The organism is Geothrix sp. 21YS21S-4, assembly GCF_030845995.1.
Taxonomy (GTDB): Bacteria; Acidobacteriota; Holophagae; order Holophagales; family Holophagaceae; genus Geothrix.
In genome coordinates this window covers 2,292,054-2,316,861 of record NZ_CP132719.1, presented here as the reverse complement: position 1 = coordinate 2,316,861, position 24,808 = coordinate 2,292,054, and the positions used below count along the sequence as shown (strand labels likewise).

Genomic DNA, 24,808 nt, shown 5'->3' with positions numbered 1-24,808 from the left:
TCAGCCTACCAAGCCACCGGCGCTCCGACAAAAACGACATGGAGGTGGATATTTGTCCGCCGGGTGCTTCGATGAAGCTACAGTTCTGGTGTGGTGACGGATTTCGGCTGGACGAAATCGTCCGTTAGATGGCTATATGCTTCAGGAGTTGAAGTCGTGCCCCATCAGCTGAGCAATCCCATGATCGAGGAAGTGAGCGGCCTGTTCAGCGCCATGGGCGACGTGTCGCGGCTGAAGATCCTCCGCGCCCTGCTCGAGGCGGACGGGGCCCTCAGCCAGGGGACCGTGGCCGAAGCCGCGGGGCTGTCCCAGGCCAATGCCTCCAAGCACCTGGCCTGCCTGGTCCGGGTGGGGCTGGTCAGCCGCGAGCCCGAGGGCAACGCCGTCTACTTCACGCCCGCGATGCCCCTCGTGGGCGAGCTGTGCGACCTGGTCTGCGGCCACGTCACCGCCCGCGCCCGCGTCAGCTACAAGGCCCTCAAGTAGGGGACTGGAACGGCCGAGCCGGGAGATTTCCCGCCGTCTTCCGGCAGGGACGGCGGCCGGCTTGACGGGACTGAATCATGAAGGCAACCTGTGAAGGTTGCCTTCATGATTGGACGCCTCGCCCATGGATGAACGGGATCCCGAACTCGCGCGCACGGCGGCCCTGGCGGCGGAGCTGAGGATCGTCCTGGGCAAGCTGAAGCGCCGGATGCGCGGGGAAGCGCAGTTGGGCGACCTCAGCTGGACCCAGGTGCGGGTCCTGGTCCGCCTGGAGCAGGACGGGCCCGCCACGGTGTCGGCCCTGGCGGCGGCGGAGGGGATGCGTCCCCAGTCCATGGGCGAAACGGTGGCGGCGCTCAAGGCGGCGGGCCTCGTGAGCGGCGCGCCGGATCCCGCCGATGGGCGGCGGACCCTCCTGTCGCTGACGGACGCCTGCGTGAAGAAGGTGCAGGCGGCCCGCGCCGCGCGGGAGGACTGGCTGTTCCGCGCCCTCCGCCGCCACCTCACGCCGCCGGAGCAGAAGAAGCTCGCGGCCGCGGTGGAACTGCTCGCGCGCCTCGCCGAGCCCTGAACTTTTCCCAAGGAGACGCCATGGCCCTCACCACGCTCGATCCCAGGACGGCCCTCATCGTCATCGACCTGCAGCAGGGCATCCGGGCCTATCCCACGGTGCATCCCGCGGACGAGGTGGTGGCGCGCGCCGCCGCCCTGGCCGCCGCCTTCCGGCGGCGCAGCTTGCCGGTGGTCCTGGTCACCGTGGTCGGCGGCGCGCCGGGCCGCGTGGAGCGGACGCGCAGCGGAGGACCCACCTCTCCCGAGTGGTTCGAGCTGGCGCCGGAACTCGATCGGCAGCCGGAGGATCACGTCGTGGCGAAGCGGACCTGGGGCGCGTTCACAAACACCGGGCTCCGCGAGCATTTGGCGGCGCTGGGCGTCACCCAGGTGGTGATCGCGGGGATCGCGACCTGCAGCGGGGTCGAATCCACGGCGCGGCACGCCCACGAGCTGGGATTCAACGTCACCCTGGCGATCGACGCCATGACGGACACGGATGCCGACGCCCACGCCAACAGCGTGGCGCGGGTCTTCCCGCGGCTGGGAGAGACCGGCACCACCGCCGAGATCCTGGCCCTCCTGGACGGCGCCCGTGGCTGAAGACGGCCCGGCCGGGCCCGGGAGCGCCTCCTGGCGCGGCACCTTCCGGGCGCTGCGGAGCTTCAACTACCGCGTGTGGGCGGCCGGGGCGATCGTCTCCAACGTGGGCACGTGGATGCAGCGCATCGCCCAGGACTGGCTCGTCCTGACCCAGCTCACCTCGCACAACGCCACGGCCGTCGGCGCCGTGATGGGGCTCCAGTTCGGTCCGCAGATCCTGCTGCTGCCCCTCACCGGGTTCGCCGCCGATCACTTCGACCGGCGCAAGCTGCTGTTCGCCACCCAGGCGACGCTCGGGCTACTGGCCCTGGGGCTGGGCCTGCTGACGGTCACGGGCCGCGTGCGGCTGTGGCACGTCTACGGGTTCGCGCTCCTGCTCGGCTGCGTGGCCGCCTTCGATGCGCCCGCCCGCCAGACCTTCGTGTCGGAGCTGGCGGGGGAGGCGGATCTGTCCAACGCCGTCGCCCTGAATTCCACCTCCTTCAACGCCGCCCGGATGATCGGCCCGGCCGTTGCCGGTGTCCTGATCGCCAAGGTGGGCACGGGCTGGGTCTTCCTGATCAACGCCGCGTCCTTCGCCGCGGTCCTGGGCTCGCTGAGCCTGCTTCGGGTGGCGCATCTCCACCGCAAGCCGAAGCTGCCGCGCGCGGCGGGAAGCCTGGCCGAAGGGTTCCGCTACGTGTGGGGGCGATCCGATCTCAAGGCCCTTCTCCTGATGCTCTTCCTGATCGGGACCTTCGGGCTCAATTTCCCCATCTTCATCTCCACCATGTCGGCCACGGTGTTCCATGCGGGCGCCGCCCAGTTCGGGCTCCTCACCTCGATCATGGCCATCGGCTCCGTGGCGGGCGCGCTGTTCGCCGCGTCGCGGCCGGAGCCGCGGATCGGGCTGCTGGCGGGCGCCGCGGCGGTGTTCGGGCTGGGCTGCGGCCTCGCCGCGGTGATGCCCAGCTACGGATTCTTCGGCGCGGCGCTGGTCCTGGTCGGGGCTTCCGCCCAGATCCTCACCACTTCCACCAACAGCCTGGTGCAGCTCTCCACGGAGCCCGCCATGCGGGGCCGGGTGGTGGCCATCCTCCTGGCGCTGATCGTGGGCGGCACGCCCCTCGGCGCGCCGCTGGTGGGCCGCGTCGCCGATGCCTTTGGTCCGCGCTGGGCGCTGGGCGTGGGGGCCGCCGCCGGTTTCGCCGCGGCGGGCGTCGGGCTCCGGCACCGCCGGAAGCAGGCCGCACCGAGCGCGGAGTGTGACGACGGCCCGGTCTGACCGCGCGGCGGAAAATTCAGGGGCGATTGTGACGTTCAAGGTCCCCTTCGGCCGTGGGATACTGGGCGCGATTCAGCACTGACGCACCGCACGCAGGTGGGACGGAGGGACCATGGGCGATCCGCTTTTCTGGCACAGGCTTCAGTTCGGGTTCACGGCGACCTATCACTACCTCTTCCCCCAGCTGACGATGGGCCTGGCCCTGGTCATCGTCGTCCTGAAGGCGCTGGGGCTGCGGACGGGCGAGGCCCGCTACAACGACGCCGCGCGGTTCTGGATCCGCATCTTCGGGATCAACTTCGCGGTGGGCGTGGTGACGGGCATTCCCCTCGAATTCCAGTTCGGCACGAACTGGGCGAAGTTCTCCCACCTTTCCGGCGGGATCATCGGCCAGACGCTGGGAATGGAGGGCATGTTCGCCTTCTTCCTGGAGAGCAGCTTCCTGGGCCTCCTGATCTGGGGCGAGAAGCGCCTGTCGCCCAAGGGCCACTTCGGCGCGGCGCTGGCGCTGTGGATCGGAAGCTGGCTGTCGGGCTACTTCATCATCGCCACCAATGCCTTCATGCAGCATCCCGTCGGCTACACCGTGGCGGCGGACGGGACGCTCCAGCTCGCCAGCTTCTGGGCCTTCCTGCTGAACCCCTGGGCGCTGGGGCAGTACGCCCACAACATGATCGCGGCGGTGGTGACCGGCTCCTTCGTGGTGGCCGCCGTGGGCGCCTACTGGACGCTCAAGGGCCTCTATCCCGAGCAGGCGAAGCTGAACCTCCGGACCGGCACCATCATGGGCCTCGTGTTCAGCGTGCTGGTGGCGTTCCCCACCGGGGACCTCCAGGGCAAGCTCGTGGCGAAGCACCAGCCCATCAGCCTCGCGGCGATGGAAGGGCGCTTCGAGAGCGGACCCCGGGCGAGCCTCACCCTGGTGGGCCAGCCGGACGTGGCCAAGCGCCGGATCGAGAATCCCATCCAGCTTCCGGCGGTCCTCAGCTTCATCGCCTACGGCAGCTTCTCCAGCAACGTGAAGGGCCTGCTGGAGTTCCCCGAGGACCAGTGGCCGCAGAACATCGAGCTGCTCTACTACGCCTTCCACATCATGGCGGGCCTGGGGACGATCATGATCGCGATCATGGGCCTGGCCGGGCTCCTGCTGTGGCGGAAGAAGCTGGACACCGCGAGGCCCATGCTCTGGATCCTGATGCTGGCCTTCCCCTTCCCCTACATCGCCACCACGGCGGGCTGGGCGGTGGCCGAGCTGGGCCGCCAGCCCTGGCTGATCTACGGCGTCCTGCGCACCGTGCACGGCGCGTCGCCCACGGTGAACGCGGGCCACACGGCCTTCACCACCCTGGGTTTCGCCGGCATCTTCACCATCCTGAGCGTCCTGTGGCTGTTCCTGATCGGCCGCGAGATCGCCCACGGGCCGGCGCCCCACGCCCTCAACGCGCCGACCCACCCGAACCCGTCGAACGTCTAGGAGTCCGCCATGCATGAACTATGGTTTTGGCTCGTCTCCGTGATGGTCGCCATCTACGTCGTGATGGACGGCTTCGACTTCGGCGCCGGGATCCTGCATCACGCCGTCGCCCGGACGAACGAGGAGCGCCGCGAGGTGCTCGCCGCCATCGGGCCCCTGTGGGACGGGAACGAGGTCTGGCTGCTGGCCGGCGGCGGGTCCCTGTTCCTGGCCTTCCCCAAGGTGCTGGCCGCGGGCTTCTCCGGCTTCTACCTGGCCATGTGGCTGGTGGTGTGGTGCCTGATGGGGCGCGGGATCTCCATCGAGTTCCGCTCCCACGTCCAGGACGGCCTGTGGCGCCGGTTCTGGGACTTCGCCTTCAGTTTCGTCAGCATCCTGCTGCCGGTGCTCTTGGGCGCGGCCCTGGGCAATGTCCTGCGGGGCGTGCCCCTGGACGGGAGCGGATACTTCGAAATGCCGCTGTGGACCAACTTCCGGCTGGGCTCCCAGCCCGGGATCCTCGACTGGTACACCGTCCTGATCGGCGTCTTCGCGCTGGTAGCGGTGGCGGCCCACGGGTCGCTGTTCCTGGCCTGGAAGACGGAGGGCCCCGTCCACGCGCGCTCCGCCGGCCTCGCCGCCAAGCTGTGGGCGGCCGTCCTGGTGCTGTGGGTCCTCGCCAGCTACGCCACGTGGATCGTGAATCCCGCCGTCTTCAGCCGCCTCGGCAGCGCGCCTCTGGCGTGGCTGGCGACCGCCATCTTCCTGGCCGGGCTGGTCGTGGTGGGCGTCGGGATCTGGCAGAAGCGCCATCTCCTGGCCTTCCTCGGATCGGGCGCCTTCATCCTGGGCCTCCTCGCCGCCAGCGCCGCCTGCGTCTATCCGGTGATGCTGAAGTCCACCCTCGGCCCCCAGTTCGACCTCACCGCCCACAACGCCAGCGTGGGCGTCCACGGCCTTCGCGCGGGCCTGGTCTGGTGGATTCTGGGCTTCCCCCTGGCCATCGGCTACCTCACCTTCCTGTTCCGCTTCCACCGGGGCAAGGTGAAGGCCGCAGCGGAGGGCGAGGGGTACTAGGAAAGCAAAGACCAGCGGAAGGCCCGCCGGGAAGGTCCCCGCGGGCCTTCCGCTTTTCCGCGGCCCATCTAGAATCGTCGTGGAGCCGTGCTGCCGCGCGTTTGGCGGTGGTTCAGGGCGGCGCGGTGAGGAGGAGACGATGGGATCGATGACGCGACATCTGGGGATGGCGGCGCTCCTGCTGGCGGCGGGCGCGGGGCTCCGGGCGCAGGACGCCTGGGATCCCGTCCTCAAGCTGACCCTCAGCCCCGCCAGCGACAAGGTGTCGGACCACCTCGGCGGCCGCGGGCGCTGGGGCATCGGCGTGGAGGGGAGCTACTGGATGGCGCGGAAGGCTCAGGTGGTGGTCGAAGGCGGCTACACCACGCAGAATTCGGCCGACGCGACGGTCTCGGACGTGCAGTCCCTGTCCTTCGGCACCCAGGGGTTCTACGGCGGCGTCCTCTACCGCTACACCGACTTCAAGGGCGCGTTCGAAGGCGCCTACGTCCAGGGTGGGCTGCGCTATTTCCGGCTGCGGAGCACCCTCGATCAGTACGACAAGGCCTTTCCGACGGACGCCTCGCCGGCGCGCACCACGTTCAGGGGCGACCAGGTCACGACGCTGACGCCGGTGCTGGGCGTGGGCTTCCGCTTCAATGACAAGATCAGCGTGGAGGTCAGCGCGTATCGCCTGAAGACCGGCGGACTCCAGTTCGTGGACACCCAGTGGACCACCGGGGAGAAATCCACCACCACCTTCGAGTGCGCCCTCGGCATCCACCTCTGATCGAGGAACCGCCGGCGATCGCAGCGTCATCCCGAGGGGTGATCAGGACCCAAGCCTCAAGATCTTTTTCACCACCAAGACACCAAGGCGCCAAGAAAGGCTCTACCCCGTGAGGGTGCGCTTCTTGGTGTCCTTGGCGCCTTGGCGGTGATCCTTAGCTTTTGAATGCAAAGCGGTATCAGGCGTGCGCCAGATGCGCTCCCACGATGCGATCCACCACTTCGTCGAGGGTGAGGTCGCTGGAGTCCAGTTCGACGGCGCCATCGGCTTTGCGGAGGGGGGCGACGGCGCGGGTGGTGTCGGCTTCGTCGCGGCGACGGAGGTCTTCGAGTACCTCTTCGAAGGCCACGACGGCGCCCTTGGCCTGGAGTTCCAGGAAACGGCGCCGGGCGCGGGCCTCGGGGCTGGCGGTGAGGAACACCTTGCAGCAGGCGCCGGGGAAAACCACGGTGCCGATGTCGCGGCCGTCCACCACCCACCGTCCGGTGGCGCCCACGTGGCGCTGCTGCTCGACCAGGACTTCGCGCACCCGGGCGTCGGCGCTCACGGGGGTGACGCGGCGCGTGACCTCAAGGCTGCGGATGGCCTCGCTCACGTCCTCTCCGCCCAGGAAGATATGGGTGCCCTCCTGCGCGAGCGCCAGGCCCGCCAGGAGGCGCTCCAGCGCGGGGCGGTCCCCCAGTTCCAGGCCGGCGCGATGCACGGCCAGCGCGACGGCGCGGTACATGGCGCCGGTATCCAGGTACTGCCAGCCCAGACGCGAGGCGACCCGCCGGGCAGTGGTGGATTTCCCCACGCCCGACGGGCCGTCAATGGCGATCAGCGGAAGCTCGGAAACGGTCATCCCTTCATTTTGGGGGACCGCTCCGCGCCCGTCATTACTTCATTCCGAAGTCCTTGAGGATCTTCGGGTCCTTCTCGTCCTGCGCGAGGATCGTGTGGCAGGTGTCGCAGTCGCCCTTGATCACGCGGCCGTCTGCGGCGGTGTGGCTGCCGTCGTGGCAGCGGAAGCAGCCCACGGATTCCTCGTGCCCGATGTTGTTGGGGTGGGTGCCCCACATCAGCTTCATCTCGGGGAAGACGTTCCGCAGGTAGATGGCCTTGACGCCTTCGGCGGCGGCGTCCACCTGGGCGCGCTTGTGCTTGAACACTTCGGGGTAGGTGGTGCGGTAGAACTCGTTGATGCCCAGGACGATCTTCGAGCCGGCCTCGTCGCGGCTGGCGTAGTCGGCCTTCAGCAGCTCCACGCCCTTCTTCTTGATGTAGGGCAGCTCGGCGCTGATGCGCTGGTTGGCGAGCGCTTTGTCCATGGCGCGGTCCGGCAGCTCGAAGGCGTGGGTGGGGCGGTTGTGGCAGTCGATGCAGTCCATCTTCCGGGTGGTGGCCTTGGCCAGCTTTTCCGGGGGCAACTGCTTGAACTCGTCGGTGACGTAATCGACCATCTGGCCGTTGTCGTCGCGGTAGGTGACCTTGGGGATCTCCTGGCGGCGGGCGTCGGTGGAGACGTAGCTGATGCGCTCCATGGCGTCGAGGTGGCGCCCGTGGATGCCCGTGGTCCCGTTGGCGGTGTGCCCGCCGATCTTCAGCAGCAGGATGCTGGTGGCCGGCGTGTTGGCCTCGTCCTCGGAGTACTTGGTGCGGATGATCAGCTTGTCGTCGGTGAACTTCTGGGGCCAGTGGCACTGCTCGCAGGTCTCGCGGGCGGGGCGGAGGTGCTCGACGGGGCTGGGAATGGGCCGGGAGTAGGTGCCGAAGGCCACCGCGAACAGCTGGCGGGTGCCGGACAGCTTGGCGCGGACCAGGGCAGGCGCGCCGTGGCCGATGTGGCACTGGGCGCAGCCCACGCGGGAGTGGGGGGAATCCAGGAAGGCGGTGTACTCGGGGCTCATCACCGTGTGGCAGGTGAGGCCGCAGAAGCGGTTGGAGTCCATGTACTCCACGCCCTTCAGCCCGGCGGTGCCCATGATCGCCACGTTGGCGAAGGTGAGGACGGCCACGGCGGTGAGCAGGCGGCGCACGCCGGGCTGCTTGAAATCCACCTTCTGGAGGGGCTGGGGGGCTTCGCCGGCCAGCTTGCGCTGGCGGCGCAGGCGCCAGATGCCGAGGGGGATCAGGGCCAGGCCCGCGAGGAAGATGCCGGGGAGGATCAGGAACAGGAGGATCCCGGCGTAGGGCGAGATGGGCCGGGGGCTCGTGAGTTCCATGAACCAGAACCAGATGAGGACGACCGCCGAACTCGTGGTGATGGCGGCGCCGGCCAGGGTCAGCCAGTTGTTGCCCAGCTGGAAGGCCAGCCTGACCAGATCTCTGGTGCGTTCGATGATGCTCACTGCGCTACCTCCGCGTATGGGGGAAAACAAACGACATGCGCGTATGAAATGTCTCTCTCTAACCCTAGAATCCCGCGGGGACGGCGACAAGCCCGCGATCCCGTGCGTAGTGACCTATCTCGATTGTTATCAACTTGCGACATTCCAAGTTGTGACAGAGATCCCGGGAGCTCAAGGCTCCCAGGTCCGCAGCCTGTCGAGGAACGCTTCGCCGTACTGCTGCAGCTTCTTCGGTCCGACGCCGCTCAAGGCTAAGAATTCCGCTTCCGTGGCGGGGCGGAACCGGGCCATCTGCTGGAGGGTGGCGTCGCTGAAGATCACGTAGGCGGGGACGCCCTTCTCGTCGGCGAGGCCCTTCCGCAGGGCCTTCAGGTGGCGGTAGAGCGCCTCTTCGCCCTCCACCGGGCCCTCCGTCAGCGCCGGGCGGGTGCCCCGCGGCGAGCCCCGCTTGGCCTTGCCGGGCTTGGGCGCGGCTTCGAGCGGATCGACGCCGGAGCACACGTCGCAGGAGGCGCCGCAGGGGTCCATCCGCTCCCCGAAGTGGGCCAGGAGCGCCTGGTGGCGGCAGCGCGTCGATTCGGCCAGGCGGAAGAGGTCGCGGGTCTGCCGCTGCTGCCCCTGGGCCAGGCTGTCCTCCAGGCCGTCCGTGAAGCGGTCGTAGCTGAGGACGTCGCCCCAGCCGTAGAACATCACGCAGTCCGCGTCCGCGCCGTCGCGGCCCGCGCGGCCGATCTCCTGGTACCAGCCCTCGACGCTCTTGGGCATGTCGCGGTGGATGACGAAGCGGATGTTGCTCTTGTCGATGCCCATCCCGAACGCCACGGTGGCCACGATGACGTCCACGTCGTCCTTCTGGAAGGCGTCCTGGGCGGCGGCCCGGGCGGCGGGATCCATTCCCGCGTGGTAGGCCGCGGCCCGCAGCCCTTCGCCGGTGAGGAAGGCCGCGGTGGCTTCGACGGCCTTCCGCGACAGGCAGTAGATGATGCCGCTCTCCCCCCGCCGGGCCAGCAGGAGGCGCAGCATGGCCTCCCGCACCGGCGGCTGGCCTTCCGCGCCCTTGCGGTAGGCGCTGATCCGCAGGTTGGGCCGGAAGAAGGAGCCCTGTACTTCCAAAGGCCCGCGCATCTCCAGCTGGGCGGCGATGTCGCGGCGGACTTCAGGTGTCGCCGTCGCCGTCAGGGCCAGGACGGGCACCGACGGAAAGCGCCGCTTCAGGCCCGCCAGGGTGCGGTAGGCGGGGCGGAAATCGTGGCCCCAGTGGCTGATGCAGTGGGCTTCGTCCACCGCGATCAGGCGGAGGTCCACTTCGCGCAGCAGGTCCGCGAGGTAGAGTTCCAGGCCCTCGGGCGCGGCGTAGACCAGCTCCAGCTCGCCGTTCTTGAGGGCGCGGATGCGGTCGCGGCGGGCTTCCGCATCCAGGCTGGAATTGAGGAAGGTCGCCCGCAGTCCGGCCTCGGTGAGGGCATCCACCTGGTCCTTCATGAGGGCGATGAGGGGCGACACCACCAGCGTGACGCCGCCGAGGAGGCGGGCCGGAAGCTGGTAGGTGAGGGACTTTCCGGCGCCCGTGGGCATGATTCCGACGACGTCGCGGCCCGCCAGCACGGCTTCGATGATGGCCCGCTGGCCCGGTCGGAACGTGTCGTACCCGAAGGTGGCCTTGAGGGCCGCCTCCAGGTCGGGAGCGGCCTCCAGCGCGGCGGCCACCGCCTTCAGCGCCGTGATGGTGTCGGGGGTGAACGCTCCCGGGTCCTGCCGGTAGCGGGTCCGCAGGGCCGTCAGTCCCTCCCGGCAGGCGGACCGCTCCCCGCGGTCCAGCAGGCCGCGCAGGAGGCCGATCTCATCGCCGACCGGCGCCAATCAGCAGCCGCCGTCGAGCAGCGGTCCCGCGGCCTTCCAGAAGGCGGCCATCTCCTCGGGCTTGCCGAAGGAGACGCGGATGTGGTTGGGCAGGCCGTAGCCCTGCATGGGACGGACGATCACGCCGCGCTGGAGCAGATCCTTGAACAGATCGGCGGCGGGCAGGGCGCTTTCCAGCAGGATGAAGTTGCCGCTGGTGCCCGACAGGCGGCAGCGGTGGCTGGCGGCCTCCGCGACGAAGGCGGCGCGGGCTTCGGCGTTCCTGGTCCGCGAGAAGGCCTCGAACGCCAGGTCCTGGACGGCGACCTCCGCCGCGGCCTGGGCCAGGTGGTTGGTGTTGAAGGGACTGCGGACCCGCTCCAGCAGCCCCATCAGCTCCTTCGAGCCGAGGCCGTAGCCGATGCGGAGGGCCGCCAGGGCGTGGATCTTGGAGAAGGTGTGGAGGACGAGCAGGTTCGGCCGCTCGTCCAGGTAGGCGGCGGCGTCGGGGTACTCGGCGGGATCCTCGTACTCGGCGTAGGCCTGGTCCACCACCAGGACGATGTCCTCGCGCAGCCCGCGCACCAGGCGCTCCAGGGCGGCGCGCTCCAGGCGGACGCCGGTGGGGTTGTTGGGATGGCCGAGGTAGACGAGCCGCGTGTCCTCCGCGACGGCGTTCAGGATGTCGTCCGCGTCGAGTTCCGTGGCCGAGGCCCGGGACTCGATGACGCGCCCGCCGGCGGTCTGGGTCGCGATTCCGTAGATGGCGAAGCTGTGCTTGGGCACGACGGCGCTGCCGCCGTCCAGGAAGGCGGCCTTGGCCACCATCTCCAGGATCTCGCTGCTGCCGTTGCCGAGGACGACGCGATCGAGGGCGACGCCCTTCCGCTCGGCGACGCGCTTCCGCAGGTAGTAGCCGTCGCTCACGGGGTAGAGCCCCAGCCCCTCGAACTCGGACCCGGCGATGACGGAGGCCACGCGGGCCTTGACGGCTTCCGTCGGCCCCCAGGGGTTCTCGTTGGAGGCGAGTTTGACGACGGTGGTGAGCCCCAGCTCGCGCTGGACTTCCTGGATGGGCTTGCCCGGCACGTACAGCGGAATCCGGGACAGGTGGTCGAAGGCCGGAAGGGTCGAGAGGCTCGCGCTCATTACGCAGGCCGCTCGGACAGGACCTTGTCGACGATGCCGTACTCCATGGCCTCTTCGGCGCTCATGAAGTAGTCCCGGTCCATGTCCTTCATGACCTTCTTCAGGGGCTGGCCGGTGTGCTTGGCGAACGTGGCGGCCAGGTTCTCCTTCAGGCGCTGGATCTCCTTGAAGGTGATCTCGATGTCGGTGGCCTGGCCCTGGGCGCCGCCGGAGGGCTGGTGGATCATGATGCGCGCGTTGGGCAGGGCGAAGCGCTTGCCCTTGGTGCCCGCGGCGAGCAGGTGCGCGCCCATGGAGGCGCACTGGCCGATGCAGTAGGTCACGATGTCGTTTTTCACGAACTGCATGGTGTCGTAGATGGCGAGGCCCGCGGTGACGCTGCCGCCGGGGCTGTTGATGTAGATCTGGATGTCTTTGTCCGGGTCCTCGCTCTCGAGGAACAGCATCTGCGCGACGATGGCGTTCGCCACGTTGTCGTCCACGGCGGTGCCCAGAAAGATGATGTTGTCCTTGAGCAGGCGCGAGTAGATGTCGTAGCTGCGCTCGCCGCGGGGCGTCTGCTCGATCACGATGGGGGGATAGTAGCTGCTGGGCATGGGCCCTCCGGCTGGTTCCTCAGGATAGAGCAAGAAGGCGCCTTGCGGCGCCTTCTGCGGGAAAGGGAAGCAGACCGCTACTTCTTGGCGGCGGGCTTCTTTGCCTTGGGCTTCTCCTCGGCGGGCTCGTCCTTTTCGGCCTTCGCCTTGGCGGCCTTTTTCGGCTTGGACTCCGCCTCGCCCTCGGCGGCTTCGGCCTTCTTGGCGGGCTTCTTCGCGGCGGGCTCGTGGTCGTGATCGTGGTCACAGTCGGGGCCGTGGACGTGACCGGCGGGGGCCACGGCAGCGGGTTCGCCGCCCTCCTGATCCTCCAGCTCGCCGCCCTCCAGGCCGCCCGCGTCGAAGCGGTTCATGGGCAGCCCGGCCTCGCGGCGGCGCTCCAGCTCGACCAGCGCCTCGAAGGCGGCCTTGTCCAGCAGCTCCTCCGAGACCTGGGCGGTGGTGAGCAGGTGGTCGAAGATGCGGTCCGTGCGCAGCCGGCCCTTGATCTCGGTGGCGTTCCCGCGGCGCTCCAGCTCGGCCTTGAAGGCCTCGAAGGGCTGCTGCACCTGGTTCTCCGCCATGAAGGTGCGGATCTCGGCGTCGATGTCCTCCTCGGGCACTTCGATGTTCTCGGCGTTGCCGATGGCCTGCAGGAGGTAGCCGCTGCGGACGGCGCGCTCGGCGTCGTTCAGGCGGTGCTGGCGGTAGGCCTGCCAGTTGACGCGCTTGGGATCCATGCCCTGGCGGCTCACCTGCTGCGCGAACTCCTGGCAGTAGTCGTCGAGCTGGAGGCCCACCATGGTGCGGGGCACCTCGAAGGGGGCGGCGTCCAGCAGGGTGTCGAGCATGGTGGCGTGGAGGCGGGCCACGGCATCGCGCTCGGAGGCCTCTTCCAGATCCTTGCGCACCGCCGCCCGCAGGGCCTCGAGGTTCTCGAAGGCGCCCATGTCCTTGGCGAAGTCGTCGTTCAGGACGGGCACTTCCTTGCGGCGGATGTCCTTGACCGTCACTTCGTACGCGAGGCTCTTGCCGGCGAGGACGGTGTTGGCGTCGTCCGCGGGGTGGTCGAGGGTGAAGGCCTTCTTCTCGTCGGCCTTCATGCCCACCACCTGCGCATCGAAGGGGCGCTTGGCGTCGAGCTCCAGGGTCTGGTCGCGGTAGGTCTGGGCCTTGAGGCCCTGGGGCTTCACGCGGATGTCGCAGGTGACGATCAGGCCGTCGGCCGCGGTGCCGTCGTCCACGGGCAGGAACTTGGTGGCCCGCTGCCGCAGGCTCTCCACGTGCTCCTCGATGGTGGCGTCGTCGACGGCGCGCTTCTTCTTGGTCAGGGCCATGGACTTGTAGTCGGGCAGCCCGATCTCCGGCGCCACGTCGAACTGGGCGCGGAACATGGCGTCGGCGCCTTCCGTGAGCTCCAGCTTCTCCAGGGAGGGATGGGAGATGGGCAGGGCGCCCGCTTCCTGGGCGGCCTTCCAGAAGTGCTTCTCCACCAGCTGCTGGGCCACGTCGGACTGGATCTCGCGGGCGTAGCGCTGCATCAGGACGGGCCGGGGGGCCTTGCCGGGACGGAACCCGGGGATTCGGACCTTCGGCGCGATCTTCGCCACCACCTCGTTGAAGGCGGCGCTCACTTCGGCGGCGGGCACCGTCACCTCGACGGCCTTGCGGGTGGGGGACTGGTGGTGGAGGGTGGCGGACATGAAGGCTCCGTGGTGCAGGACGTGCGTGGGAACGGGCAGGACTTCGGGTGATGGCGGCTGGCCTCGGGATGGGTGACGGGATCATTCCGGGGCAGGGTGTGGCGGCTTCCGTCGTGACTCGGGCACGTCCTGTGCCCTCGCCCTGCGGGCGGCAATGGACGCTGGCGCGTCCATTCCGTCCCATTCCGCAATCCTGCGGAATGGTGCGAACGGTCGGACTCGAACCGACACGGTGTGAACCGCTGGAACCTAAATCCAGTGCGTCTACCAGTTCCGCCACGCTCGCAGCAAGCCGAGTTGTCAATGCCGGTGGTGCGCCCAGAGCGACTCGAACGCCCGACCCTCAGGTTCGAAGCCTGATGCTCTATCCAGCTGAGCTATGGGCGCGCACCGAATCCCCTAGTCTACCTGGAAGCTCCGTTCGCTTCGACCCCCGGGTTGGCGGGATAGGGCGCCGGAGGCCGAAGGGCTCTATCGGCTCCGCCCGGAAGCTCCTCACGGGGCCGTCTCCCCAGCTTTCAGGTTTCCGCCAGGCACCAGGCGTCCTCGGCGCCGTGGCGGCGGAGGAGGGCCAGGCCGCCTTCGTCCAAGCCCATGACCCGGGCGGCGGCGGTTTCGGTCGTCAGATCGCAGGGGATGACGCCGGGATCGTCGGTGCCGAGGGCGCAGCGGACGCCGGCCTTCAGCATCCGGGGGAGGGGATGGGGCGCGACGTCGGCGGCCAGGGCCCGGTTCGAGCTGGGGCAGACGTCCACGGGAATCCCGCGCTCCGCCAGCAGCTCGAAGGTGGCGTCATCCGCCCGGAGGCCGTGGACGATGCGCTCCACCCCCGCTTCCAGCACGGCTTCGCGGACGTTGGAGCCGCGGCCGTTCTCTCCGGCATGGGCGGCAAGGCGCAGGCCGGCGGTCCTGGCGCGGTCGAAGACGGGGGCCCACTCCCGGAAGGGACGGCGCTCCAGTCCGCCGGTGGAGAAGCCCTGGACGAAGGGAGGGCATTCCGGCAGGACCAAGTCCAGGACAGCGTGGCCGTGCTCCGCGCCGAGGTGGTTGACGGCGTCCACCACTGCGCACCCGCGGACGCCCAGGGCCGCCGCGGCGGCAAAGCCTTCCTCCAGCCCGCGCCACAGGTCGCCCAGCCGGATCTGGCCCTGGTGGATCACCAGGAAGTGGGGGGAAACCCACAGGTCGAAGCCGGCGCCGCCGGCGTCCCGCGTGCGCCGCGCCACGCCGAGGACGGCCTCGCGAACGGCCTCGCGCCGGTCCAGGAGGGCCGCGCCGAACAGGAAAGCCTCGATGAAGCCCTCGAACGGTGCCGGCACGCCGGCCCAGAGGGTCTCGAGGCTGGCCGGGATCTCCAGCCCGCGGGCGGCGGCTTCGCGGCGGACCCAGGCCGGATCCAGCGCCCCTTCGAGGTGCGTGTGGCGGTCGACCAGCGGCGGGGAAGGGGCGGGAAGGCTCATGGCCGACATGATGCCCGGCTGTTCCGCGTTCGTCCGCTTCGCCCTACTCGTCGTAGTCGTCCATCCGCAGGTCGCCGGGATCGAAGCCCTCGCCGCGGCCGCGCTCGATGGGCACGCCGCTCTCGCTGAAGGTCTCCTCCAGGTTCTCCGCTTCCGGCTCGCCGGCGAAGTCGTCCTCGATGACGTGGACGCTCTTTTCCTTCTTCACGGCCTTGGGCTTGGCGGGCGCAGCCTTCTGGTTGGCGCCGCACTTCGGACAGATCGCCTCCGGCTTTCCGAAGTCGTAGAACTTCGCCGCACACTGGAAACATGTGAATTTCTTGCCGAGATCCGCCATTGACCTATTCCTCGCCTAGACCCAAAGGAACAAGGTTCTACCAGAGTCCGCCGCCGTTGTCACCTCCCCCCGGAGGGGTGCTCAGGCCCAGGAAGGGGTGCCCAATTTGGAAGCGTCGCCTTCGCACAGGTGCTGAATGACAGTGGTGGTGAAAATCCGGTGGCGCGCCTCAAGGGGTTCCCCGAACCGATCCACGAAGGTCGCCCGGCTCCGCTCCAGTTCGTCCCGCAGCAAACGGTAGAGGTCGCCGTGGGTCCGGCCCTGGGCCACCTTGGCGGGAAAGTACAGTTCCACGTCGCTCACCAGGACCCGCGCCAGGCGCTCGGCGGAGGCCCGGGTGCGGCCGTCCAGTTCCGGCTCGGCGAGGCCGTCCAGGGACTCGGGAAGGGCCTGGGTGGGGGCGCTGGGGGTCGGGAAGCCGCCGGGGCGGAGGTGGGGCGACGTCTCCTCCTTCGCCGCCGCGGCCAGGCTGGCGAGGGTGGCGGAGGCGGCCAGGACCAGGGCCCGCAGGAATTCGGGATGGTCCAGCGCCGGCTGAGCGCCGCTGTCCATCAGCAGGAGCGCCACCGTCTTGCGCTTGTGGCGCAGGGGGAGGATGGCGAGGTCCGCGGCCTCCGGAGCGCTGAGCGCGGCGAGGAGCGCGGCGTAGGCGGGGCCCTTCGACCGGATCGCGCGGGCGGAACCCTGGATGACCGCCTCCAGCTCCGGCGGCGGCACCACGGCTCCGGTCGGGGGGGGCGCTCCGGGATCGAACCCCCGGTGGGCGTAGAGGGAGGCCAGTCCCTGCCGCAGGATGAACAGGGCGCTGCGTCCGGCCAGGGGCGCCAGGGCGTCCAGAAGGCGCTTGAGGAGGTCGCTCTGGGTGGCGGCCCCCTCCACCAGATCCAGGGCATCGGCGAAGGCGGAGCCGGCGGAAGGAGGCGGGGAAGGGACGGCCCGGCGCAGGCGCTCCGCCAGGTCGGCGTCGGGAACCAGGCGGGCGCAGGCGGCCTGGAACTCGTCGGCCAGGGCCTCGCGCCGCTGGCGCAGCCACGCTTCCACTTCCCGGTGGAGGGGGTCGCTGGCAGGCGGATCCACGGGGCGGAGGTCGCTCATCGGAAGCTCGGGAAGGTTCCCAACCAGGGTAGCCCACTTCCCGCGGAACGCCGTCCGCTGGCAATCGGCCGGGGGAACCGATAGGATGGCCCAGGTTCCTCGGAGACGGCGGATGGCGGATCTTTCCATAGTGGTGCGGCAGACCCGGGACGTATCCGTGCTTCTTCCCACCGGATTCATCAACGCCCATACCGTGCGGGAATTCGAGGATGCCCTGGAAGGTCTCGTCCAGGAGGGGCGCTACACCATCCTGCTGAACTGCAAGGATCTCCACTACATCAGTTCCGCGGGGCTGGGCGCCATCATGGGCCTGATCGAGACCGTGCGGGAACACGAAGGGGACATCCTCCTGTCGAACCTGCAGGAGAACGTGTTCGCCATCTTCGACACCCTGGGCTTCACCCAGCTCTATCGCGTATTCGGCGACGAGGACCAGGCCCTGGCGGCGGTCGCTCCGGACCGAAAAGCGTGAGCGCGTTGGTTCCCGTGAATCCCGCGCAGTTCCGGCTCGTCATCCCGAGCCAGACCCGCTACCTCAACCTCGTGACGGGACTCGCCAAGCGCGCCTCCCTCGTGGCCGGGCTCGACGACGCCGCCGCGGCGAAGGTGAGCATCGCCGTGGACGAGGCGGTGACGAACGTGATCCTCCACGCCTACCGCGGCGAGGGCGAGCACACCGTGGAGCTGGACCTCCGCTTCACCGAGAGCGCCCTGGAGATCCACATCCTGCATTCGGGCCAGGGGATCCGCGCCGATCAGATGGTGCTGCCGGATCCCAAGGAATACATCAAGCATCCCCGCAAGGGAGGCCTGGGGCTGCTGCTCATGAGCCGCTTCATGGACGAGGTGCGCTTCGAGGCCGACGAGGCCTCGGGCCGGAACGAGTGCTGCCTGATCAAGAAGATCGGCTGAACGGCGGATTCCGCGCGCCATGCCGACCACGACTCCCTTCGACCGCCTCCGCCAGCTGGCGCTGAAGACCCCCGAAGGGGCGCAGGAGCTGCTCCCGCTCATCGACTTCCTGGAGACCTTCCCGGAGCAGGGCACGGAAGAGGATCTGGTCCACCTCGTGGGCGTCACCGCCATGGGGATCGCCAAGGCCCGCCAGGGCGGGCTGTGGGACGGCGGGCGGTGGCTCTTCCTCCGTGGTTCGGCGCCGCCCTTTCCCACCCACCCCGGCGAAGGCTGGCAGGTGCTGCCGTGGCGCTACGGGGATGAGACCTACGGGCACCTGGTACTGAAAGCGACGGATCTGCCGGCGGCGGTTCCCCTGCTGCTGTCCATCTCCGCGCCCCTTCTGGCCTGGCGGCGGGCCGAGGCCGTCCGCAGCTCCCAGAACCAGGCCCTGGCCCTGCAGCTCTCCCGCCTGAACACCGTGTTTGAACTCACCCGCAACCTGGGCCAGGTGGAGACCCGGCAGGATCTCGTCCGCCTGATGGCCAACACCCTGATGGGCGAGTTCCGGATCATGCGGCTGCTGGTGGTGGATCCCCAGGGGGGCATCCTCCACGCCAAGGGGCTGGGCCGCGTCCCGGAGGCGCTGGAGGGCGACGCGCTCCACGAACTGGTGGAGACGAAGGGGTTGGTCCACGCCATCGAGCTCCAGGACCAGAACCACAGCCACGGCTTCGCCTACGTGGCCGACCCCGTGGTGGGAAGCCTCTCCGAGGATGACGAGGTCTTCCTCCACACCCTCCTGAACCTCACGTCCTCGCAGCTCTCCAGCCTGGAGCTGCGCGAAGCCCGGCTCCAGGCCGACCGGATGGAGAAGGATTTGGACCTGGCCCGCAACATCCAGCGCAGCCTGCTGCCCCAGACCCTGCCCGAGCCCGCGGGCTGGCAGTGCGCCGCGGCGAACCTGCCCTACCAGGCCGTGGGCGGCGACCTGTACGACCTGTGGATGGCGCGCGACGACCAGCAGGGCGACCGGCTGCACATGGCCGTGGGCGACATCTCGGGCAAGGGCCTGCCCGCGTCGATGATGATGACCCAGCTTTCCGCCTTCCTCCGCGCCATGGGCGACCGGCGGGTGGACGACTGGGGCCGGCTGGCGGAACGGCTGAACCGCCGCATGAACAGCGTGCGGGACGGGAACCGCTACACCACCCTGTTCGCCGCCAGCCTCAATCCCGAGAACGGCGACCTCCGCTATGTGAACGGCGGCCACAATCCGCCGCTGCTGGTCCGCGCCGGGGGCGAGGTCGTGCGGCTCGCGCCGACGGGCCCGATGGTGGGCCTGCTGCCGGGCGTGAAGTTCGCCGAGGGCCGGGCCTCCATGGGGCTGGGGGATACGCTCGTGATCTTCACCGACGGGCTGGTGGAGGCGGAGAACGCCGCGGGCGAGGAACTGAGCGATGGCCCCCTGGGCGACGTGGTGCGCCGGCTCGCCTCCGCCGGAGCCGACGATCTGTTCGAAGCCCTGCTTGTAGCGGCGTTCCAGCACCTGGAGGAGGGCCGCTTCCGCGACGACGTCACGCTGGTGGTGGTGAAGCGGATGGGCGCTTGATCGGATTTGTATCCTGGTACGTGGAGGACCCTTCATGAACCAGACCAAGACCCTTCTCCTCATCGCGGCCCTGACCGGGGTGCTGGTGTGGATCGGCAGCTATTTCGGCGGCGAGTCCGGGATGGTGATGGCCTTGGCGCTGGGGCTCGTGCTGAACGGCGTGAGCTACTTCTTCTCCGACAAGATCGTGCTGGCCAGCTACCGCGCGCAGATCGTCACCCAGGCCGAGGCGCCGGAACTCTACGCCATCGTCGCCAACCTCGCGCAGCGCGCGGGCCTGCCCATGCCCCGCGTCGCCATGATCCCCGACGACACGCCCAACGCCTTCGCCACGGGCCGGAACCCCGACCACGCCGTGGTGGCCGTCACCGAGGGCATCATGCGGATCCTCAGCCGCCCCGAGCTGGAGGCCGTCCTCGCCCACGAGCTGGGGCACGTCAAGAACCGCGACATCCTGATCGGGAGCCTGGCCGCCGTCCTGGCGCAGGCCATCATGTTCCTGTCGCGGCTGGTGGGCTTCTTCGGCGCGCGGGACGAGGAGGGCCGCTCCAATCCCCTGGCGGGCATCGCGATCATGATCCTCGGCCCCCTCGCCGCCTTCATGCTGCAGATGGCGCTGAGCCGCTCGCGGGAGTACCTGGCGGACGACTACAGCGCCCGCCTCACGGGCCGTCCCGACATGCTGGCCTCCGCCCTGGAGCGGCTGCACGCCTACAACCACCAGCTCCCCATGCACACCGCCGAGCCCGCCACCGCGCACATGCTGATCGTCAACCCCTTCCGCGGCGGCGGCCTGATGAGCCTCTTCTCCACGCACCCGCCCATGGAAGCCCGCGTGGAGCGCCTCCGGCGGATGCCGATCGAAGCGCGGTAGTTTCCGGTCTACCGCTCCAGCACGAACGTCACCGGCCCGTCGTTCACCAGTTCCACTTCCATGTGCTCCTGGAAGAAGCCCGCTTTGAGGCGGGGATGCTGGGCCTTCAGCTGATCCAGGAACGTGCGGAAGAGGACGCGGGCTTCGCCCGGAGCCATGGCGCGGTCGAAGGAGGGACGGCGGCCCTTGGCGACGCTGCCGGCGAGGGTGAACTGGCTGATGGCGAGGATCTCGCCGTCCACGTCCGCGAGGCCCAGGTTCATCTTGCCTTCGGCGTCGTCGAAGATCCGCAGGCCCGCGATCTTGGCGGCGGCCCAGGCGCAGGCCTCCGCCGTGTCGCCGGTTTCCAGTCCCGCCAGCACCAGCAGGCCCGGCCCGATCGCGGCCTCCCGGTCGCCGGAACGCACGGCGGCCCGCTTCACGCGCTGGATGACGGCTCTCATGGATGCCCTCCCTTTCGACTGTGCCACGGTCGGGGGCCGGGAAAACGCCGGCGTTCCACTCAGGGGATGGAAAGGGCTAAAATGATGAAGGTTCCAAAGTTAACAAAAGACCGGGCCGATCGGCGGTCCGCGGGCGGAAAGGCGGATCGGTGACGACAGGACAGGCGTGGTGGTCGAACTATCCCGCGGGCGTGGGCCGCGAGGCGCAGCCGTTTCCCTTCGACAACCTGGGGCAGCTCGTGCGCGGCGCGGCGGAGCGCTACGGGGACCGCAAGGCGGAGACCCTCGTCCTGCCCAACGGCATGGAGGCCTCCCTCACGTTCAAGGAGGTGGACCGGCTGTCCGACGCCTTCGCCGCCTATCTGCGGGACGGCCTCCGGCTGGAGGCGGGCGCGCGCGTGGCGATCCTGCTGCCCAACGCGCTGGCCTATCCCGTCTGCGCCTTCGGCGCGCTGAAGGCCGGCTGCGTCGTCGTCAACACCAACCCCCTCTACACGCCGCGGGAGCTGGAACTCCAACTGGCGGACAGCGGCGCGGAAGTGCTGGTGGTCCTGGATCACTTCGGCGACAAGGTGGCCTCCGTGGTCCCGCGGACGCAGGTGAAGACCGTCGTGGTGACGGGCATCGCGGACTTCTTTCCGCTGCTTTCCCGCGCCCTCATCCGGGCGAAGCTCAAGCTCTCGGGCCAGATCCCGCGGCTGGGGATGCCGTTCACGCGACTTTCGACGGCCTTGCACCAGGGCGCTCTCTACGTCGCCAAGGAGCACCTCTTCCACCGGCAGCCCCCCGCGCCCACGCGGGACAGCCTCGCGCTCCTCCAGTACACGGGCGGCACCACGGGCACGAGCAAGGGCGCCATGCTGACCCACGGCAACCTCCTGGCGAACCTGGAGCAGATCGCGGAGATCACGCGGATCTACCTCACCCACGGCGAGGAGACGGTGCTCACGGTGCTGCCCATGTACCACGTGATCGCCTTCACCATCAACCTTCTGTTCGGGTTCCACAGCGGCAGCCACAGCATCCTGGTGCCCAATCCGCGGCCGCTGCAGAACCTGCGCCCGGCGTTCCGGAAGCACGAGATCACCTGGATGACGGCGGTGAACACCCTGCTGAAGGCCCTGCCCGACGAGCCCTGGTTCCGCCCCGAGATGACCCGGAAGATGCTCGGCGCCTTCGCCGGCGGGATGCAGACCCATCCGGCGGTGCTGGAGCGCTGGGAGACGTTCACGGGTTGCCTGGTGATCGAGGGCTTCGGCCTCAGCGAGGCCAGTCCGCTGGTGACCTACAACGCCGCCGTACGCGAGGGCGGGCGCCTGCGGCGCACCATGGCGCAGGTGGGCGGCGTCGGCCTGCCGCTGCCGGGGACCGACGTCCGCATCGTGGACGACGAGGGCCGCGCGGTGGGACCTGGCGAGCACGGCGAGATCGTGGTGCGCGGGCCGCAGGTCATGCGCGGCTACTGGAACCAGCCCGGCGAGAGCGCCCAGACGCTGCGGGACGGTTGGCTCCACACAGGGGACGTCGGCCGCCTGGACGCCGACGGCTACCTGGAGGTCACCGACCGCAAGAAGGACATGATCATCGTCAGCGGGTTCAACGTGTTCCCCAATGAGGTGGAGGCCTGCATCGCCCTGCATCCGGACGTCGCCGACGTGGCCGTGGTGGGCGTTCCCGACGAGGGCACGGGCGAGGCCGTGCGCGCCTTCGTCGTGCTGCGGAAGGAACTCACGGTGGACGAGATCCGCGCCCACTGCCGGCGGCTCCTCGCGGGCTACAAGGTGCCGACCAGCTTCGATTTCCTCGCCGAGATCCCCAAGAACGCCGTGGGCAAGGCCCTGCGCCGGGAACTCCGTGCGCCCTCCGCCGCCCAGGGCTGAAGCTCAGTCCGGTTGGCATTCAAAAGACAAGGATCACCACCAAGGCGCGAAGGCACCAAGAAAAGCCACTATTGAGGCGGTTCTTGGCTCTCTTTGCGTCCTGTAAATGCTTCGGTTGGCACGGAGCGTTCGAGGTCCGCGCCGCCAAGGAATAAAAGCTGAGGAAAACTGAGGGACGGAGAAGCGCGGAGAAAAATTTCCTCCGCTTTTCTCGGCTTTTCCGCGCTCCTCCGCTTTGGAGATGGCTTCTCTTGGCGTTCTAGAGACCGGGGTCTGCGGCTTCGCCGAAGCTTGATGGCCGAGGAAATTCGATTCTTGGTCGCTCGTGGGTATCAGCCCAGCTTGCGTCGGAGCTTGGCCGCCAGTTCCCGCGCTTCGGGATGGCCGAGCCCCGCGGCGGCCAGGCCGTAAGTGGCGGCGCACAGCACGATGAGCGGAAGGAGGCGCCAGCCCAGGGCGGCACGGCGGAAGGCGTGGGGAGCATCCAGCCCCAAGACGCGCGCCCCCGCCCAGGCCAGCAGGCCCATGAGCGCGGCGGCGAGGAGCGCCTTGACGGCGGCGCCCAGGAACGGGCGCAAGGTCAGGCCCGGCAGGCGCGGGCGGAGGCGCAGGACGAGGCCCGCGAGGCCCGCGAGGCTGGAGAGGCCGTTGGCGAGGGCGAGGCCGCCGGTGCCCAGCGGCTTCAGCAGAAGCACGCTGAGGAGGACGTTGAGCCCCAGGCTGGCGCCCGCCAGGGCCGCGGGGCCGCGGTAGTCCTTAAGGGCGTAGAGGGCCTGGTTGCCCAGCCGCTGGGCGGCTACGAACACCAGTCCTACGCATTGGAACCCCAGGGTCAGCGCCGTCCAGTCCGAGGCGGCGGGAGAGTAGGCCCCCGTGCGGAACAGGAGGGCGCAGATGGGCCGCGCCAGCACGGCGAGGCCCACGGAGGCGGGAAGCACGAGCAGGGCCGACGCGGAGACGGCCTGCGTGAGGCTGCGGTTGAGGGCGGGCCAGTCCTTCGCCTCGGCCTGCCGCGCCAGCGTCGGCAGCCCCGCCGTGGCGAGGCTCATGGCGAACAGGCCCAGCACCATCTCGCCCATCATCCCGCTGTTGTAGAGCACGATCTGGGCGCCGTCCGCCAACTTCGAGGCGAGGGTCGTGCTGATGAGGGCGTTGATGGGGTAGATCCCCGCCGCCAGCATTCCCGGGCCCATCCGCTTGAGGGCCTTGGCCACCCAGGGATCGCGCAGGTGGAAGCCGAAGGCGAGGCCGAAGCCCTCCTTCCGCACGCCCGGGAGGACCACCAGAAGCTGGAGGAGGCCGCCCGCCAGGACGGCCAAGGCGCAGATGACAGCGACCGTCTCCAGTGGCACCCGGCCGTTCCGCTCCAGCACCCGCAGGGCCGTCCAGCCGAAACCGATGAACGCCACGTTCCAGAAGACGGATACGGAGGCCGCCAGGGCGAAGCGGTGGCGCAGGTTCAGCAGGCCCGCGAAGCCCGCCGTCAGGCTCACCAGCGCGAGGTAGGGGAACATGATCCGCCCCAGCTTCGCGGTGAGCTCGCCCTGGACGCCGGGCCGCCCCAGGGTGAGGAGGCCCGCCAGGGGCCCCATGAAGAGGAGGACCGCGACGACCCCGAGCAGCAGGAGGGCGAGGAGGGTCCCCAGGAACCGTGCGGCCACGGCCTTCACGGCGGCTTCGCCCTCGGCGGCTTCGGCTTCCGCCAGGGTGGGCAGGAAGGCGGCGCTCATGGTGCCTTCCGCGGTGAAGCGGCGCAGCAGGTTGGGCAGGCGGAACGCCACGGCATAGGCGTCCGCCGCCGCGCCCGCTCCGAGGACGTGGCTCAGGAAGAACGTCTGGGCCAGCCCCGTAAGCCGGCTGAGGAGGGTCATCAGCCCCACGATCCCGGCGGAGCGGAGCAGGCTGGGGCGGGAAGCGGGCTCGGTCATCGGGGAGCGTCTTTCCTCTGCGCGCGCTGCGGGCTCTGCGGTGAAGAAATCCTTTGGAACGCCGAGCCGCGGAGGCGGCTCGGAAGGACTGGAGCCGCTAGTCGGAATTGAACCAACGACCATCCGCTTACAAGGCGGGCGCTCTACCAACTGAGCTATAGCGGCACTAAGGGTTTACGGGGCATGAGGCACGCCCCTGAACCTATGTTGCACTCTCTGCCCGATTCTTCAAAGCCTGACCACTCCGCCTCATCGCGGAGGTGACATGACCACCAAGTTCAAGAACGGGCTCATGCGGCTGCATTGTCGGAGGCTCATTTTCTTTTAACAAGCTGAATGCCTCTTCGGCACCACCAGACAAGCAATTGCGGCCAACAGAAATGCCATGCACCCCCGAGGACTGTCAGCGTTAGCCATGCTGTCCAAGCGGGCCAGTGATCTCCGAATGATGAAAAAACCAACCATGAAAGCGGGTAATCAGGGAT

At 69.1% G+C, this 24,808-nt stretch carries 23 protein-coding genes and 3 tRNA genes; 12 read left to right on the top strand and 14 right to left on the bottom strand.

What is annotated here, in order from left to right; translation table 11 throughout:
• Positions 1 to 156: 156 nt before the first annotated feature.
• The 7 genes from RAH39_RS10605 to RAH39_RS10575 all read left to right on the top strand — a co-directional run bounded on the left by RAH39_RS10605 (position 157) and on the right by RAH39_RS10575 (position 6,204).
• A complete protein-coding gene (locus RAH39_RS10605; protein ID WP_306590071.1) occupies positions 157 to 486 on the top strand; it encodes an ArsR/SmtB family transcription factor in 330 nt (109 codons plus the stop codon).
• A gap of 124 nt (positions 487 to 610) precedes the next feature.
• Positions 611 to 1,057: a MarR family winged helix-turn-helix transcriptional regulator gene (locus RAH39_RS10600; RefSeq protein WP_306590070.1), complete on the top strand. Its 447-nt coding sequence runs from the start codon at positions 611 to 613 to the stop codon at positions 1,055 to 1,057.
• A 20-nt stretch (positions 1,058 to 1,077) separates the two neighbouring features.
• The gene (locus RAH39_RS10595) at positions 1,078 to 1,641 is read left to right on the top strand and encodes an isochorismatase family protein (RefSeq protein ID WP_306590069.1); all 564 of its coding nucleotides are present in this window, start codon (positions 1,078 to 1,080) and stop codon (positions 1,639 to 1,641) included.
• Positions 1,634 to 2,905 carry an MFS transporter gene (locus RAH39_RS10590; RefSeq protein ID WP_306590068.1) on the top strand — a complete coding sequence of 424 codons (1,272 nt, stop codon included), beginning with the start codon at positions 1,634 to 1,636 and terminating at the stop codon, positions 2,903 to 2,905. The genes RAH39_RS10595 and RAH39_RS10590 overlap by 8 nt, the downstream gene beginning before the upstream one ends.
• Positions 2,906 to 3,017: 112 nt before the next feature.
• The gene (locus tag RAH39_RS10585; RefSeq protein ID WP_306590067.1) at positions 3,018 to 4,379 is read left to right on the top strand and encodes a cytochrome ubiquinol oxidase subunit I; all 1,362 of its coding nucleotides are present in this window, start codon (positions 3,018 to 3,020) and stop codon (positions 4,377 to 4,379) included.
• A 9-nt stretch (positions 4,380 to 4,388) separates the two neighbouring features.
• Positions 4,389 to 5,435 carry a cytochrome d ubiquinol oxidase subunit II gene (gene cydB / locus RAH39_RS10580; protein ID WP_306590066.1) on the top strand — a complete coding sequence of 349 codons (1,047 nt, stop codon included), beginning with the start codon at positions 4,389 to 4,391 and terminating at the stop codon, positions 5,433 to 5,435.
• Between the two features lie 148 nt (positions 5,436 to 5,583).
• Positions 5,584 to 6,204 (top strand): hypothetical protein, encoded by a 621-nt coding sequence (locus tag RAH39_RS10575; protein WP_306590065.1) that lies wholly within the window; start codon positions 5,584 to 5,586, stop codon positions 6,202 to 6,204.
• A 178-nt stretch (positions 6,205 to 6,382) separates the two neighbouring features.
• Here the strand turns inward: RAH39_RS10575 and cmk are convergent, their stop codons facing one another.
• The 11 genes from cmk to RAH39_RS10520 form a co-directional block, all read right to left on the bottom strand.
• Complete coding sequence (cmk, locus tag RAH39_RS10570) at positions 6,383 to 7,048, bottom strand: (d)CMP kinase (protein ID WP_306590064.1); 666 nt, start codon at positions 7,046 to 7,048, stop codon at positions 6,383 to 6,385.
• 34 nt (positions 7,049 to 7,082) lie between these two features.
• On the bottom strand, positions 7,083 to 8,534 hold the full coding sequence (locus RAH39_RS10565) for a NapC/NirT family cytochrome c (protein WP_306590063.1): 1,452 nt from the start codon (positions 8,532 to 8,534) through the stop codon (positions 7,083 to 7,085).
• Between the two features lie 171 nt (positions 8,535 to 8,705).
• On the bottom strand, positions 8,706 to 10,394 hold the full coding sequence (locus RAH39_RS10560; RefSeq protein WP_306590062.1) for a RecQ family ATP-dependent DNA helicase: 1,689 nt from the start codon (positions 10,392 to 10,394) through the stop codon (positions 8,706 to 8,708).
• The gene (locus tag RAH39_RS10555) at positions 10,395 to 11,522 is read right to left on the bottom strand and encodes a pyridoxal phosphate-dependent aminotransferase (RefSeq protein WP_306590060.1); all 1,128 of its coding nucleotides are present in this window, start codon (positions 11,520 to 11,522) and stop codon (positions 10,395 to 10,397) included.
• Positions 11,522 to 12,118 (bottom strand): ATP-dependent Clp endopeptidase proteolytic subunit ClpP, encoded by a 597-nt coding sequence (clpP, locus tag RAH39_RS10550; RefSeq protein WP_306590059.1) that lies wholly within the window; start codon positions 12,116 to 12,118, stop codon positions 11,522 to 11,524. The genes RAH39_RS10555 and clpP overlap by 1 nt, the downstream gene beginning before the upstream one ends.
• A gap of 77 nt (positions 12,119 to 12,195) precedes the next feature.
• Positions 12,196 to 13,800 (bottom strand): trigger factor, encoded by a 1,605-nt coding sequence (tig, locus tag RAH39_RS10545; protein WP_306590058.1) that lies wholly within the window; start codon positions 13,798 to 13,800, stop codon positions 12,196 to 12,198.
• A gap of 201 nt (positions 13,801 to 14,001) precedes the next feature.
• Positions 14,002 to 14,086: transfer RNA gene (locus RAH39_RS10540), tRNA-Leu, on the bottom strand.
• A gap of 24 nt (positions 14,087 to 14,110) precedes the next feature.
• Positions 14,111 to 14,187, bottom strand: a tRNA-Arg gene (locus RAH39_RS10535).
• A 131-nt stretch (positions 14,188 to 14,318) separates the two neighbouring features.
• On the bottom strand, positions 14,319 to 15,260 hold the full coding sequence (locus RAH39_RS10530) for an adenosine deaminase family protein (RefSeq protein WP_306590057.1): 942 nt from the start codon (positions 15,258 to 15,260) through the stop codon (positions 14,319 to 14,321).
• Positions 15,261 to 15,303: 43 nt separating this feature from the next.
• Positions 15,304 to 15,597, bottom strand: a complete 294-nt coding sequence (locus RAH39_RS10525) for an FYDLN acid domain-containing protein (protein WP_306590056.1) — start codon at positions 15,595 to 15,597, stop codon at positions 15,304 to 15,306.
• Positions 15,598 to 15,678: 81 nt separating this feature from the next.
• Positions 15,679 to 16,692, bottom strand: a complete 1,014-nt coding sequence (locus tag RAH39_RS10520; protein WP_306590054.1) for a hypothetical protein — start codon at positions 16,690 to 16,692, stop codon at positions 15,679 to 15,681.
• Between the two features lie 85 nt (positions 16,693 to 16,777).
• Between RAH39_RS10520 and RAH39_RS10515 the strand changes: the two genes are divergently transcribed.
• Genes RAH39_RS10515 through htpX form a run of 4 tightly spaced genes read left to right on the top strand, consistent with a single transcriptional unit; the run spans position 16,778 to position 20,072 of the window.
• Positions 16,778 to 17,164 (top strand): STAS domain-containing protein, encoded by a 387-nt coding sequence (locus RAH39_RS10515; RefSeq protein WP_306590053.1) that lies wholly within the window; start codon positions 16,778 to 16,780, stop codon positions 17,162 to 17,164.
• Positions 17,161 to 17,604 carry an ATP-binding protein gene (locus RAH39_RS10510; RefSeq protein WP_306590052.1) on the top strand — a complete coding sequence of 148 codons (444 nt, stop codon included), beginning with the start codon at positions 17,161 to 17,163 and terminating at the stop codon, positions 17,602 to 17,604. The genes RAH39_RS10515 and RAH39_RS10510 overlap by 4 nt, the downstream gene beginning before the upstream one ends.
• Before the next feature lie 19 nt (positions 17,605 to 17,623).
• Entirely contained in the window at positions 17,624 to 19,198 is a 1,575-nt protein-coding gene (locus tag RAH39_RS10505; RefSeq protein ID WP_306590051.1) for a PP2C family protein-serine/threonine phosphatase, read from the top strand.
• Between the two features lie 34 nt (positions 19,199 to 19,232).
• Positions 19,233 to 20,072 (top strand): zinc metalloprotease HtpX, encoded by an 840-nt coding sequence (gene htpX, locus RAH39_RS10500; protein ID WP_306590050.1) that lies wholly within the window; start codon positions 19,233 to 19,235, stop codon positions 20,070 to 20,072.
• Positions 20,073 to 20,080: 8 nt separating this feature from the next.
• Here the strand turns inward: htpX and dtd are convergent, their stop codons facing one another.
• Entirely contained in the window at positions 20,081 to 20,515 is a 435-nt protein-coding gene (dtd, locus tag RAH39_RS10495) for a D-aminoacyl-tRNA deacylase (RefSeq protein ID WP_306590049.1), read from the bottom strand.
• 149 nt (positions 20,516 to 20,664) lie between these two features.
• Here dtd and RAH39_RS10490 point away from each other — a divergent pair, with 149 nt between their 5' ends.
• Positions 20,665 to 22,395, top strand: coding sequence for an AMP-binding protein (locus tag RAH39_RS10490; RefSeq protein WP_306590048.1), 1,731 nt, complete (start codon positions 20,665 to 20,667; stop codon positions 22,393 to 22,395).
• A 332-nt stretch (positions 22,396 to 22,727) separates the two neighbouring features.
• Here RAH39_RS10490 and murJ read toward each other — a convergent pair whose 3' ends face one another.
• Positions 22,728 to 24,323 carry a murein biosynthesis integral membrane protein MurJ gene (gene murJ, locus RAH39_RS10485; protein WP_306590047.1) on the bottom strand — a complete coding sequence of 532 codons (1,596 nt, stop codon included), beginning with the start codon at positions 24,321 to 24,323 and terminating at the stop codon, positions 22,728 to 22,730.
• 89 nt (positions 24,324 to 24,412) lie between these two features.
• Positions 24,413 to 24,488 (bottom strand) — tRNA-Thr (locus tag RAH39_RS10480).
• Positions 24,489 to 24,808: the final 320 nt, after the last annotated feature.

Coding starts and splice junctions, on each gene's coding strand:
- RAH39_RS10600 (WP_306590070.1), top strand. CDS start 611: ATGGATGAACGGGATCCCGAACTCGCGCGCACGGCGGCCCTGGCGGCG.
- RAH39_RS10595 (WP_306590069.1), top strand. CDS start 1,078: ATGGCCCTCACCACGCTCGATCCCAGGACGGCCCTCATCGTCATCGAC.
- RAH39_RS10585 (WP_306590067.1), top strand. CDS start 3,018: ATGGGCGATCCGCTTTTCTGGCACAGGCTTCAGTTCGGGTTCACGGCG.
- cydB (WP_306590066.1), top strand. CDS start 4,389: ATGCATGAACTATGGTTTTGGCTCGTCTCCGTGATGGTCGCCATCTAC.
- RAH39_RS10575 (WP_306590065.1), top strand. CDS start 5,584: ATGACGCGACATCTGGGGATGGCGGCGCTCCTGCTGGCGGCGGGCGCG.
- cmk (WP_306590064.1), bottom strand. CDS start 7,048: ATGACCGTTTCCGAGCTTCCGCTGATCGCCATTGACGGCCCGTCGGGC.
- RAH39_RS10555 (WP_306590060.1), bottom strand. CDS start 11,522: ATGAGCGCGAGCCTCTCGACCCTTCCGGCCTTCGACCACCTGTCCCGG.
- clpP (WP_306590059.1), bottom strand. CDS start 12,118: ATGCCCAGCAGCTACTATCCCCCCATCGTGATCGAGCAGACGCCCCGC.
- tig (WP_306590058.1), bottom strand. CDS start 13,800: ATGTCCGCCACCCTCCACCACCAGTCCCCCACCCGCAAGGCCGTCGAG.
- RAH39_RS10530 (WP_306590057.1), bottom strand. CDS start 15,260: ATGAGCCTTCCCGCCCCTTCCCCGCCGCTGGTCGACCGCCACACGCAC.
- RAH39_RS10525 (WP_306590056.1), bottom strand. CDS start 15,597: ATGGCGGATCTCGGCAAGAAATTCACATGTTTCCAGTGTGCGGCGAAG.
- RAH39_RS10520 (WP_306590054.1), bottom strand. CDS start 16,692: ATGAGCGACCTCCGCCCCGTGGATCCGCCTGCCAGCGACCCCCTCCAC.
- RAH39_RS10515 (WP_306590053.1), top strand. CDS start 16,778: ATGGCCCAGGTTCCTCGGAGACGGCGGATGGCGGATCTTTCCATAGTG.
- RAH39_RS10505 (WP_306590051.1), top strand. CDS start 17,624: ATGCCGACCACGACTCCCTTCGACCGCCTCCGCCAGCTGGCGCTGAAG.
- htpX (WP_306590050.1), top strand. CDS start 19,233: ATGAACCAGACCAAGACCCTTCTCCTCATCGCGGCCCTGACCGGGGTG.
- dtd (WP_306590049.1), bottom strand. CDS start 20,515: ATGAGAGCCGTCATCCAGCGCGTGAAGCGGGCCGCCGTGCGTTCCGGC.
- murJ (WP_306590047.1), bottom strand. CDS start 24,323: ATGACCGAGCCCGCTTCCCGCCCCAGCCTGCTCCGCTCCGCCGGGATC.